13 protein-coding genes and 1 pseudogene are annotated in these 11834 nt (G+C 69.7%); 7 read left to right on the top strand and 7 right to left on the bottom strand.

What is annotated here, in order from left to right; genetic code table 11:
* The 3 genes and pseudogenes from ABD932_RS37295 to ABD932_RS37305 form a co-directional block, all read right to left on the bottom strand.
* A pseudogene (locus ABD932_RS37295) lies at positions 1 to 316 on the bottom strand (transglycosylase SLT domain-containing protein); the annotation flags it as partial.
* A 299-nt stretch (positions 317 to 615) separates the two neighbouring features.
* The gene (locus ABD932_RS37300) at positions 616 to 1974 is read right to left on the bottom strand and encodes an S-adenosylmethionine:tRNA ribosyltransferase-isomerase (RefSeq protein WP_345020022.1); all 1359 of its coding nucleotides are present in this window, start codon (positions 1972 to 1974) and stop codon (positions 616 to 618) included.
* Positions 1971 to 2669 (bottom strand): SDR family NAD(P)-dependent oxidoreductase, encoded by a 699-nt coding sequence (locus ABD932_RS37305; RefSeq protein ID WP_345020024.1) that lies wholly within the window; start codon positions 2667 to 2669, stop codon positions 1971 to 1973. Before ABD932_RS37305 ends, ABD932_RS37300 begins: the two co-directional genes overlap by 4 nt.
* Before the next feature lie 269 nt (positions 2670 to 2938).
* Here ABD932_RS37305 and ABD932_RS37310 point away from each other — a divergent pair, with 269 nt between their 5' ends.
* The 3 genes from ABD932_RS37310 to chpE all read left to right on the top strand — a co-directional run bounded on the left by ABD932_RS37310 (position 2939) and on the right by chpE (position 5133).
* A complete protein-coding gene (locus ABD932_RS37310) occupies positions 2939 to 4084 on the top strand; it encodes a GAF domain-containing sensor histidine kinase (protein WP_345020026.1) in 1146 nt (381 codons plus the stop codon).
* Entirely contained in the window at positions 4077 to 4718 is a 642-nt protein-coding gene (locus tag ABD932_RS37315) for a response regulator (protein ID WP_126390802.1), read from the top strand. The genes ABD932_RS37310 and ABD932_RS37315 overlap by 8 nt, the downstream gene beginning before the upstream one ends.
* A gap of 169 nt (positions 4719 to 4887) precedes the next feature.
* Positions 4888 to 5133: a chaplin ChpE gene (gene chpE / locus ABD932_RS37320; RefSeq protein ID WP_345020029.1), complete on the top strand. Its 246-nt coding sequence runs from the start codon at positions 4888 to 4890 to the stop codon at positions 5131 to 5133.
* A gap of 91 nt (positions 5134 to 5224) precedes the next feature.
* Here chpE and ABD932_RS37325 read toward each other — a convergent pair whose 3' ends face one another.
* Positions 5225 to 6013 (bottom strand): hypothetical protein, encoded by a 789-nt coding sequence (locus ABD932_RS37325; RefSeq protein ID WP_345020031.1) that lies wholly within the window; start codon positions 6011 to 6013, stop codon positions 5225 to 5227.
* Positions 6014 to 6167: 154 nt separating this feature from the next.
* Here ABD932_RS37325 and ABD932_RS37330 point away from each other — a divergent pair, with 154 nt between their 5' ends.
* The 3 genes from ABD932_RS37330 to ABD932_RS37340 all read left to right on the top strand — a co-directional run bounded on the left by ABD932_RS37330 (position 6168) and on the right by ABD932_RS37340 (position 8582).
* A complete protein-coding gene (locus tag ABD932_RS37330) occupies positions 6168 to 6965 on the top strand; it encodes an ABC transporter ATP-binding protein (RefSeq protein WP_093907362.1) in 798 nt (265 codons plus the stop codon).
* Between the two features lie 105 nt (positions 6966 to 7070).
* The gene (locus tag ABD932_RS37335) at positions 7071 to 7502 is read left to right on the top strand and encodes an NfeD family protein (RefSeq protein ID WP_126390794.1); all 432 of its coding nucleotides are present in this window, start codon (positions 7071 to 7073) and stop codon (positions 7500 to 7502) included.
* A 132-nt stretch (positions 7503 to 7634) separates the two neighbouring features.
* Entirely contained in the window at positions 7635 to 8582 is a 948-nt protein-coding gene (locus tag ABD932_RS37340) for an SPFH domain-containing protein (protein WP_250090215.1), read from the top strand.
* Between the two features lie 138 nt (positions 8583 to 8720).
* Here ABD932_RS37340 and ABD932_RS37345 read toward each other — a convergent pair whose 3' ends face one another.
* The 3 genes from ABD932_RS37345 to ABD932_RS37355 form a co-directional block, all read right to left on the bottom strand.
* On the bottom strand, positions 8721 to 9227 hold the full coding sequence (locus ABD932_RS37345) for an HNH endonuclease (protein ID WP_126390792.1): 507 nt from the start codon (positions 9225 to 9227) through the stop codon (positions 8721 to 8723).
* A 146-nt stretch (positions 9228 to 9373) separates the two neighbouring features.
* On the bottom strand, positions 9374 to 9913 hold the full coding sequence (locus ABD932_RS37350; protein WP_345020036.1) for a YbhB/YbcL family Raf kinase inhibitor-like protein: 540 nt from the start codon (positions 9911 to 9913) through the stop codon (positions 9374 to 9376).
* Positions 9914 to 9956: 43 nt separating this feature from the next.
* On the bottom strand, positions 9957 to 10739 hold the full coding sequence (locus tag ABD932_RS37355; protein ID WP_126390788.1) for a sporulation protein: 783 nt from the start codon (positions 10737 to 10739) through the stop codon (positions 9957 to 9959).
* Positions 10740 to 10878: 139 nt separating this feature from the next.
* Here ABD932_RS37355 and ABD932_RS37360 point away from each other — a divergent pair, with 139 nt between their 5' ends.
* Positions 10879 to 11529, top strand: coding sequence for a DNA-3-methyladenine glycosylase (locus ABD932_RS37360; RefSeq protein ID WP_345020039.1), 651 nt, complete (start codon positions 10879 to 10881; stop codon positions 11527 to 11529).
* Positions 11530 to 11834 lie beyond the last annotated feature (305 nt).

Below are 11834 nucleotides of genomic sequence, written 5' to 3' on the forward strand. Positions count from 1 at the left end.
CCCGGTGCTTGGCGGCGGCCTCGGCGGCCCGGTGCTTGGCGGCAGCCACGGCGGCCTTGTGCTTGGCCGCCATCTCCGCGGCCTTCACCTTGTCGCCGGCCAGCTGGTCGGTGACGCTGCCCTTGACGTCCTTGATCTGCTCATTGCTGTAGGCCACCTGGCCCGTGGGGGCCTCGGCCGTGGTCGTCTGGGCGTTGCCGGGGACGGCGGAGAAGGCGAGGGCGGCGGCGCCGAGGGTGGCGACACCGGCGATCGCGATCTTGTGCCGCTGAGTCAGCGCACGAATGGGACCGCGGTTCTTGGTGTTCTTGAGCATGGCAGATGGACCTCTTCGAATAGCGCGGAGGTCGCTCGCTGTCCGGCGGGGGACACGGGTGCTTCCGGCACAAACGCCGCGGGGGAAACCCGCGGCGTTGAGCGACGAGAGCAATTCTTAGCGGCCGCAAAATTGCGTGGCAAAGGTGTGACGTACGATCCCCGATAGTGGAGCCGGGAAGGGCAAAATAGGACAGACGGGACCGTCTATGCCGTTCAAATGGGACGCCGCTACCTACTACGGACTTTCGTACGTGACCTGCGCCCTATGTGCGGGCTCACATCGGCCACGTAACAGTCTCACCGGCAGTTGCTGGAGCAATGCTCTGCGTGAGGGGCCTGCGACGGGAGGATGAGATGCACGTCGCCGAACTCGTGCCAGAGGTAGAGCCCTCGCAGTGCCGCCTCATAGCTGCGGTCGACAGCGGCTCGCCCCGCGACCGCCTCCAGCATCAGCAGGTGCGAGGCCTCCGGCTCGTGCAGCCCGGTCAGCAGCCCGTCCACCACCCGCACCCCGCGCTCCGGGGTGACGACCAGGTCCGTCCACCCTGCACGCGCGCGTACGACCCCGGCGGCGTCCGCCGCCGACTCCACGGCCCGCACGGCCGTGGTCCCGACGGCGACGACCCTCCCGTCGCCCGCCTTCACCGCATTGATGAGCCGGGCCGACGCCTCCGGCACCGCGAACCGCTCCGGATACGGCGGCTCGTGCGCCTCGGCCGAGGCCACCCCGGTGTGCAGCGTGATCGGCGCGAACTGCACACCCCGGCTCACCAGCTCCGTCACCATCCGCACCGTGAAGGGCCGCGCCGCGCTCGGCATCTCCGCACTGCCCGTGCCGTCGGCGGACGGCAACGCGAACACCGTTTGGTAGACGAACAACGGCTGATCCCGCTCCGTATAGGAGTAGCGAATCGGCCGCCCGTGCTCACGCATCAGCCCGAGGACGTCGGCACCCTGAGGGGCGATGCCCGGCGGGGCCTGAGGGTCGATGCCCGGCGGGGTCTGCGGGCCGGTGACCCGCGGGTCCTGTGGGTCGGCGCCTCCTGCTTCCTGTGGGCCGGTGATCCGTGAGCTCTGCGTGCCGGGATCTTCTGCCTCTTGCGCGAGGGCGCCCCCTGCCTCTTGCGGGTCAGCGCCCCTTGCCCCCTGCGGGCCAGCGCCCCCTGCCTCCTGTGAGCCGGTGCCCCGTGATGCCCGTCGGCCAACACCCCCCGCCCCCTGCGGTCCGCCCACCCGTGCCCACCACAGCCGCTCGCTCTCGGCGCTCAGCGGCTCCTCCAGTACCAGCCACAGCCCGCCCGGCAGCCGCACCTCAGTCCCCGCGGGCCCGCCCGCACGCGCGTGCGTGGTGCCCCGCTCGTCGGGATCCCGCAGCTCGACCGCCCACCGCCCGTCGTCCCCGCGCGTGGAGAAGTGCACCACCACGCGCGCGTGCCCGATCCGCCCGTCCACGGCGGCGGCCAGCGTCTCCGACGTGTTGACGACCAGCAGATCCCCGGCCCGCAGCAGCCGCGGCAGCTCACGGAACGCGTGGTGCGACACCTCCGTGCCCCGGGACACCAGCAGCCGTACGGCATCCCGGTCCAGCCCCGGTCCACGCTGCTCGGCCGGCACCCGGGCCGACAACTCCTCCGGCACCCTCACCGCCAGCGTCATCGCCGCCCCTCCAACAGCGCCGGGGCCCCATAGCGGCCGCTCGCCGGGCGCTCGTCCAGCAGCCGCAGGAAGGCAGGCACCACACTGTCCGGCGCCGGCCGCGGATCGTCGTCGTCCGGTACGGCCGCCGCGTACAGGTCCGTGGCCATGTCCCCGGGGTCCACCGCCCACACCCGCAGCCCGGGCTCCTCCTCGCCGAGCACCGCCGCGAGATGGTCCAGCGCGGCCTTCGAGGCCCCGTACCCGCCCCACGTCGCATACGCCTCGGCGGCCGCGTCCGAGCTGACCGTGATCACCGCGCCCGTCCCGGACGCCCGCAGCAGCGGCAGCGCCTCCTGGACGAGGGCCAACGCGGCGACCACGTTCACCTCCAGCGCCCGCCGCAGCCCCTCCAGGGGCAGCTCGTCCAGCCGTACCAGCGGCTCGGCGCCCAACGCGCTGGCGTTGCTCACCAGCAGATCGACGCCGCCCAGCCGCCAGGCGGCCGCCACCAGCCCGGCTCGGTGCCCGGCGTCCGTGACGTCCCCCGGCACGGCCGTCACGCGCGTGCCGTACGCCTGGAGCCCCGCCGCCGCCTCCTGGAGGACCTCCGCCGTCCTGGCGTCGAGCACCAGGTCCCAGCCCCGCCCGGCCAGCGCCTCGGCGAGCGCCCGCCCCAGTCCCTTCGAGGCCCCCGTGATGATCGCTACCGGCATGACAACCGTCCCCTCGTCCCAGGCCGCCTCCGATCGGCGGTGCCCTCAACGTAGGAACCGGAGCGCCCGCGCCGCCTCGGACGCGAGCCGCAAAGAGGCGGGGCCCTTCGTCCTACGTCGCCCACCGGGGCCTTTCGCCCTACGTCGCGCGCCGGGGGCCCGTCGCCCTACGCCGCCGCGCCTGGGACCACAGGCCTAGGTCCCGCGCCCCAGCCGGCCGCCGCCACAGGTCCGATCCGACTGTCACACCCCGCCGGTACCGTGAGGGCATGAGTCAAGGCCCCAGGTCCGGCCTCGCCGCGGTGAGCTCCGCGTTGCTGGCCATGAGCAGGCATCTTGAGGTGCGCGACGTCCTCAAGACGATCGTCGCCTCGGCCCGCGAGCTGCTCGGCGCGCAGTACGCCGCGCTCGGAGTGCCGGACGACCACGGCGGCTTCGCCCAGTTCGTGGTCGACGGGGTCAGCGACGAGCAGTGGAAGGCCATCGGCCCGCTGCCCCGCCAGCACGGCATCCTCGCCGCGATGCTCCAGGAGGCCGAGGTCGAGCGCCTCGCGGACGTGCGCAAGGACCCCCGCTTCGAGGGCTGGCCCTCGGCCCACCCCGACATGTCCGACTTCCTGGGCCTGCCGATCCGCGACGGCGACGAGGTCATCGGCGCGCTGTTCCTCGCCAACAAGAACTGCCCGAAGCCGGAGGGGAGTTGCGGCTTCACGCAGGAGGACGAGGAACTCCTCTCCATCCTCGCCCAGCACGCCGCGATCGCCCTCACCAACGCCCGCCTCTACGAGCGCAGCCGCGAGCTGACGATCGCCGAGGAGCGCTCGCGCCTGGCCCACGAACTGCACGACGCGGTCAGCCAGAAGCTGTTCTCCCTGCGCCTGACGGCCCAGGCCGCCGCCGCCCTGATCGACCGTGACCCGTCCCGCGCCAAGGGCGAGTTGCACCAGGTGGCCGCACTCGCCGCCGAGGCCGCCGACGAACTGCGGGCCGCGGTCGTCGAGTTGCGCCCCGCCGCCCTGGACGAGGACGGCCTCGTAGCCACCCTGCGCACCCAGATCCAGGTCCTCGACCGCGCCCACACCGCGCGCGTGACCTTCGCCGGCCGCGGCGTGAAGGCGCTGCCCTCCGCCCAGGAGGAGGCCGTGCTGCGCGTCGCCCAGGAAGCCCTGCACAACGCCCTGCGGCACTCCGGAGCCGAGCACGTCGACGTGACGCTGGACCGGCGCGGCAGCGGAGCCGTCCTGCGGGTCACGGACGACGGCAACGGCTTCGACCCGAAGGCGATACGCCGCGCCGGACGCCACCTCGGCCTGGTCTCCATGCGGGACCGTGCGAGCGGGGTCGGCGGCACGCTGACCGTGGAATCGGCGCCCGGCAAGGGCACCACGATCGAAATGGAGGCTCCCGGTGGCTGACGCAATCAAGGTGCTGCTCGTCGACGACCACCAGGTGGTCCGCCGGGGCCTGCGCACCTTCCTCGAAGTGCAGGACGACATCGAGGTCGTGGGCGAGGCCGCCGACGGCGCCGAGGGAGTGGCCCGTGCGGAGGAACTGAAGCCGGATGTCGTCCTCATGGACGTCAAGATGCCGGGCATGGACGGCGTCGACGCCCTGCGCAAGCTCCGCGAACTGGACAACCCCGCGCGCGTGCTGATCGTCACCAGCTTCACCGAACAGCGCACGGTGATCCCGGCCCTGCGCGCGGGCGCCGCCGGTTACGTCTACAAGGACGTGGACCCGGACGCACTCGCCGGAGCCATCCGCTCGGTCCACGCCGGCCACATCCTGCTCCAACCCGAGGTCGCGGGCGCCCTGTTGTCCCAGGAGGAGGCCAACTCGGGGCAGGGGAGGGCAGGTTCCCTGACCGAGCGGGAGCGCGAGGTGCTCGGTCTGATCGCGGACGGCCGCTCGAACCGGGAGATAGCCAGAGCCCTGGTCCTGTCGGAGAAGACCGTCAAGACCCACGTCTCGAACATCCTGATGAAGCTCGACCTGGCAGACCGCACACAGGCGGCCCTGTGGGCCGTACGCCATGGCGTGACCGGCTGAAACGCTCTCCGCAGGACGTCACCGACGGCAATACGGAGCGTTCCGCTCCGGACTGAGATTCATACCGTCGTGGGAATGTCCCCCAGATGGCGCATCCTCCGCGGGTCTCCGCCGTTCTTCAGTGCGTGCTGCGGCGACTTGCCGCGGCAATCGCAAGGAGGGCTTAGAAGTGAAGAACCTGAAGAAGGCAGCGGCTGTGACGATGGTGGCGGGTGGCCTGCTGGCCGCCGGTGCCGGAATGGCCTCCGCCACCGACGGCGCGCACGCCGACGGCAAGGCCGTGGGCTCCCCGGGCATCGCCTCGGGCAACCTCGTCCAGGCCCCGGTCCACGTGCCGGTCAACGTCTCGGGCAACAGCGTGAACGTCGTCGGCATCCTGAACCCCGCCTTCGGCAACCTGGCCGTCAACAAGTGACGCCGAACCGAAGCGAGCAGTGACCTCCGGCCTCCTGGGTATCCCAGGAGGCCGGTCAGTTTGTCGGCTCATCGCTCAGGGCTGAGCACGCTCACCGCACGCCCCGCTCCCGCTCCTCCACATACGCGTTGTACGCCGCCACCTGAGCCCGCCGAGCCACCCGCTCCACCGGCCGCAGCGCCTCCGCCCGAGCCCTCATCTCAGCGGAGCTGACCGCAGCCCCGTGCCCGTTCTCATACGCCAGCGAGACCAGCAACCCCACCCGCTGCGCCAGCTCAAGCACCCGCACCGCCCGAGGCGGATACCCCGGCGCCAACACTTCCCGCCCCCGCTCGGCCCGCGCCCGATACGCATCGATCGCCGCCTCCGCCACCGGCCCCGACCCGGCGACATCCAACCGCGACAACACCTCGGTCGCGTCCCGCAGGGCCTCCGCCAGCTCCCGCTCGGCCTCCCCCAGGGAGGGCACATCGGCGGGCGGCGCCTCCCGCACGGCCAGGCAGTGCCAGACCACCTCGACATGCACATCACCGGCGGGCCCGGCCTCGTACACCTCAGGCACCAGCCCGAACGCCGCCCCGTGACAGATCACCGCCTCCTCGGCGTCCAGCGCCCGCGCATTGAACTCCGGCGGCCCGCTCAACCCCAGCGGATGCCCCGGCGCGGGCAGCGCGACCCGCAGCCCGCTCACCCCGAGCGCCCGCAGCCGCCCCAGCGCCAGCGTGAGCCCCACAGGCGCCGACTCACCCGGCAGCCCCTCCACCCGGTGCACGGCATCGTCTCCGACGATCTCGAGCACAGCGTCATCCGGCGAGACAAGTCCGGCCAAAAGGGCATTTCCCCAAGCCGCAAGACGTCCTGAACGTGGTTCCGAGAGCATGCCCCCACCCTAAGGACCGGACCGATGGAATGAAGCGGTGGACCGGTGGCGTAGATTTCCTAGAGGGCTGCGCCCACAGGCGCACGCGACCACCGAGACGCCGAGACGCCGAGACGCCGACACCGGTCACACTGCAAGGGGAGACAACGCGCTCATGAGCGATGTTCTGGAGCTTCAGGACGTATCCGTGGTCCGTGAGGGCCGGGCTCTGGTGGACCAGGTCTCCTGGTCGGTCAAGGAAGGCGAGCGCTGGGTCATCCTCGGCCCCAACGGCGCCGGCAAGACCACCGTTCTGAACCTCGCCTCCAGCTACCTCTACCCCAGCAAGGGCACCGTCTCCATCCTCGGCGAGACCCTCGGCAAGCCCGGCACCGACGTCTTCGAGCTGCGCCCACGCATCGGCACGGCCGGCGTCGCCATGATCGACAAGCTCCCCAAGCGCCAGACCGTCCTGCAGACCGTGCTGACCGCCGCGTACGGCATGACCGCCGGCTGGCACGAGGACTACGACGAGATCGACGAGCAGCGCGCCCGCGCCTTCCTCGACCGCCTCGGCATGAGCGACTACCTGGACCGGAAGTTCGGCACCCTCTCCGAGGGCGAGCGCAAGCGCACCCTCATCGCCCGCGCCCTGATGACCGACCCCGAGCTGCTTCTCCTCGACGAGCCCGCCGCCGGCCTCGACCTCGGCGGCCGCGAGGACCTCGTACGCCGTCTCGGCCGCCTCGCCCGCGACCCGATCGCCCCGTCGATGCTCATGGTCACCCACCACGTCGAGGAGATCGCCCCCGGCTTCACCCACGTCCTGATGATCCGTCAGGGCAAGGTCCTCGCCGCCGGCCCGCTGGAGCTCGAGCTCACCTCCCGCAACCTCTCCCTCTGCTTCGGCCTGCCCCTCGTCGTCGAACAGGTCGGCGACCGCTGGACCGCACAGGGCCTCCCCCTGTCCTGACCGCGCCCTTCACCGCGCGACCCCTCGGCGAAACCCCGGTAAGAAGGCCCTTCAAACTGATCGGCGCCCTGTCCGCGACAGGGCCCGCAGTCATACCATGACCATGTGGAAATCGACGCGTGGGTTTGGTGGTTGATCGGCGCGGCAGCGCTCGGCATCGGGCTCGTGATCACCGCGATGCCCGAACTCGGCATGCTGGCGGTCGGTGCCGTCGCGGCCGCGGTGGTCGCCGGCATCTTCGGCGGTGACGCCGTCATCCAGGTCGTGGCTTTCGTCGTCATCTCGACCGCCCTCATCGCCGTCGTACGGCCCATCGCGAACCGGCATCGCGCACAGCGACCCCAACTAGCCACCGGCATCGAGGCGTTGAAAGGCAAACAGGCCGTCGTCCTGGAACGCGTCGACGCCTCCGGCGGCCGGATCAAGCTCGCCGGAGAGGTCTGGTCGGCACGCGCCCTCGACACCGACCGCGCCTACGAAGTAGGCCAGGAAGTGGACGTCGTGGACATCGAGGGGGCCACGGCGATCGTCATGTGACCTCGCCCGACGCAAGTGGCGCGAACCAGCCACGAGGCACACGACGGTCTGTCAGACTCGACCAGCAAGATCTTCAACAACCATAAGATCTGCGGAAAACGCCGCGGTGGAGAAGGGGTACGGGGAACGACGATGGAACCGGTCATCATCGTCCTGATCATTCTGGTGGTGTTGGTCTTCATCGCCCTGATCAAGACGATCCAGGTCATCCCACAGGCGAGTGCGGCCATCGTCGAACGCTTCGGTCGCTACACGCGGACACTCAACGCGGGCCTCAACATCGTGGTCCCGTTCATCGACACCATCCGCAACCGCATCGACCTGCGTGAACAGGTCGTGCCGTTCCCGCCGCAGCCGGTGATCACCCAGGACAACCTGGTCGTGAACATCGACACGGTCATCTACTACCAGGTGACCGACGCCCGCGCCGCCACCTACGAAGTGGCCAGCTACATCCAGGCAATCGAGCAGCTGACGGTCACCACACTCCGCAACATCATCGGTGGCATGGACCTCGAGCGCACCCTGACCTCCCGCGAGGAGATCAACGCGGCGCTGCGAGGCGTCCTCGACGAGGCGACGGGCAAGTGGGGAATCCGAGTCAACCGAGTCGAACTGAAGGCGATCGAACCCCCCACCTCCATCCAGGACTCGATGGAGAAGCAGATGCGCGCCGACCGTGACAAGCGCGCCGCCATCCTCACCGCCGAAGGTACGCGCCAGGCCGCCATCCTCACCGCAGAGGGCGAGAAGCAGTCCCAGATCCTCCGCGCCGAGGGTGAGGCCAAGGCGGCGGCCCTGCGCGCCGAGGGCGAGGCTCAAGCAGTCCGCACGGTCTTCGAGGCGATCCACGCCGGCGACCCGGACCAGAAGCTCCTCAGCTACCAGTACCTCCAGATGCTCCCCAAGATCGCCGAGGGCGACGCCAACAAGCTCTGGATCGTCCCCAGCGAAATCGGCGACGCCCTCAAGGGCCTCTCCGGCGCGATGGGCAACCTGGGCGGCCTGGGCGGAGGCAACGGGTCGTCCGGCAACAGCGGTTCAGGCACGGAACGCCGAGAGAAGCCGTCGATCGACTGACGCTGAGTCGGTCGTACGACGAAGGGGCCCGCCTCACGAGGAGGCGGGCCCCAAAGGCTTTTAGGGGCGCGGGGAACTGCGCGACAAGCCACAGCGAACCCGCAGCCAACGAATAACCCAAGGCTCAACGGCGATTGGTCACGCAGCGTCCAGTGCCAGCCAATCCGGCAGCGCAGCAAACTCGTCGGCCCCCAGCGCCAGCAACATCGCATCGGCGGGAGTCGGCTCGAACGGCTCCCTGAGCAGCGGCATACCCGCCTGCTCAGGCGTCCGGTCAGCCTTCCGATGATTGTCCTCCGCACACGAGGCGACCGTATTCAGCCACGTGTCCTGCCCACCGTGCGACCGCGGCACCACATGGTCCACCGTCGTGGCCCTGCGCCCGCAGTACGCGCACCTGTGCCGGTCGCGCACCAGCACACCCCGCCTCGACCACGGCGCTTGTCTTCGGAACGGCACCCGTACGTACCTGCACAGCCGGATCACCCGGGGGGCGGGTATGTCGACCTCGGCTCCACGCATGCGCAGTTCGGGGTGGGCCTGCTCGACGACGGCCTTGTCCTGCAGCACCAGAACGACGGCTCGATTCAACGTCACCGTCGACAGCGGCTCGAAGCTCGCGTTGAGTACCAGCGTGTCCCGCATGACCAGCCCACCTCCCGTGTGCACCTGCCCACCCCCTGGCGGACTGGGATCAACTCTGGCCGGGCGCGCCGAGATGGACAACGAAATAAAAAATGCCCGCCCCTGATCACTTCCAAGACCAGGGGCGGGCAAACGTTCCATGAACGTCAGGCTTCGGCGGGCGCCTCGTACTCACCGATCACATGGGCACGCGCGAGCGCGTGGAACCTCAGGTTGAAGCCGACGACGGCCGGGCTGGCGTCCGAGTCCGGACCGAGCTTCTCCTGGTCCACGGCGTACACCGTGAACACATAGCGGTGCGACCCGTCGCCCGGGGGCGGCGCGGCACCACCGAAGTCCTTCGACCCATAGTCGTTCCGCGCCTGTACGGCCCCCTCCGGCAGCCCCTCGAACTTGCCGCTGCCCGCCCCCGCCGGCAGCTCCGTCACGGAGGCCGGAATGTCGAAGACGACCCAGTGCCAGAACCCGCTCCCCGTAGGGGCGTCGGGGTCGTAGCAGGTCACGGCGAAGCTCTTGGTCTCGGCCGGGAAGCCCTCCCAGCGCAGCTGGGGCGAGGTGTTGCCGTCCGCGTAGACCTGAGCGTCCTTGAGGGTCCCGCCGTGCTCGACGTCCTCGCTCGCGACCGTGAACGACGGCACGGGCGGATGGAAGTCGTGCGGCAGCGGCCGCCTCTTCAGCTCGGTCACTTCGATACCTCCTGACGAACCAGTGGAATCAGCAGTTCCGAGCCTAGAACCAGTTGCGCTTGCTGCCGACCTCGGACAGCCACTGGTTGAGATACGCCGCCCAGTCGGTCCCGTGGAAGTCGTTCAGACCCACCTGGAACGACCGGAAGGTGTCGCTGCCCTCGCTGAACAGCCCCGGCTTCTTGTCCATTTCCAGGACGACGTCCATCGCGTTCTCGTCCGCGACGAAGCTCAACTCGACCTGGTTGATGCCGCGGTACTGCTGCGGCGGGAAGAACTCGATCTCCTGGTAGAACGGCAGCTTCTGCCGCGTACCCCGGATGTGGCCGCGCTCCATGTCCGCGTTCTTGAAGCGGAAGCCCAGCTGGATGAAGGCGTCGAGGATCGCCTTCTGCGCGGGCAGCGGGTGCACGTTGATCGGGTCCAGGTCGGTGGAGTCCACGGCCCGCGCGATCGCCAGCTCCGTCGTCACACCGATGTTCATGCCGCGCAGCGTCTGACCGTCGATCGTCGTGACCGGCGTCTCCCACGGGATCTCCAGCCCGAAGGGCACCGCGTGCACAGCCCCGGCCTGCAGTTCGAAGGCACCACCGAGCGGCAGCTTCGTGAACTCGATGTCCTGCTTGTACTCCGAGTCCTGGCCCTCGACCTCGACGCGAGCCTGCAGGCCCACCGACAGGCCCTCGATGTCCTGGCTCACGGACCCGCCCTGAATCCGCACCTCACCCTGGACGACACCGCCCGGAACGACGTTGACCTCCGTCAGCACCGTCTCGACCGAAGCGCCACCGGCCCCCAGGCTCGCGAGCAGCTTCTTGAACGCCATGTCTCTCCTCTTTCAGAGTGGATCCTTGACCCCTACAAACGCGATCCGGTCGTGGCCGGTTCCGCGCTCCCACCCTGGCAAGGTGCACGCCCCCTGACCACCCCGTCGCAACCACCCGTCTGCACTACCCTCGGACGGCATGATCGCGACCCCCGACCGTACGCCCCTCCCCAGGAACTTCTTCGACCGGCCCGTCCTGGAGGTCGCCCCCGACCTCCTGGGCCGCATCCTCGTACGCACCACACCGGACGGTCCGATCGCCCTCCGCCTCACGGAGGTCGAGGCCTACGACGGCCCGAACGACCCCGGCTCCCATGCCTATCGCGGACGCACCGCCCGCAACGACGTGATGTTCGGTCCCCCCGGCCATGTATATGTCTACTTCACCTACGGCATGTGGCACTGCATGAACCTGGTGTGCGGCCCCGACGGCCACGCGAGCGCGGTCCTGCTCCGGGCCGGCGAGATCGTCGAGGGCGCCGAGCTCGCTCGCAAACGTCGACTCTCGGCCCGCAACGACAAGGAACTGGCCAAAGGACCGGCCCGCCTGGCCACCGCCCTGGACGTTGACCGGTCTTTGGACGGCACCGACGCGTGCGCCTCCGGCGAGACACAGCTGCGGATCCTCGCCGGCACCCCGATCCCTTCCGACCAGGTACGCAACGGCCCCCGAACCGGCGTGGCAGGTGACGGCGGCAACGGCGACATCCACCCCTGGCGCTTCTGGATCGCCAACGACCCTACGGTGAGCCCCTATAGGGCCCATGTCCCGCGGCGCCGCTCAAGTTGACGCACCTTGGCGAGGCGCGTAACGTAGCCCGAGCCGCTGAACCGGGTACTGCGTAGTCAGCAGCCGGAGCGGCCAACCCACTACCTACGAACACCCTCAACGGGGTCGATTTCGGCGTGCGCGCATGCCCGAATTCGAATCCACGAGGCCCGATTATGAATCGGGCGGGGGAATCGGTTAACGTAGTGAATGTCGAAAGGCCGACGGGCGAAAGCCCAGAGCCTCACGACATCCCGCCGACAGGGAATCGGATCGAGAAAAGATCTGATAGAGTCGGAAACGCAAGACCGAAGGGAAGCGCCCGG

Source organism: Streptomyces shaanxiensis (assembly GCF_039537145.1).
Taxonomy (GTDB): Bacteria; Actinomycetota; Actinomycetes; order Streptomycetales; family Streptomycetaceae; genus Streptomyces; species Streptomyces shaanxiensis.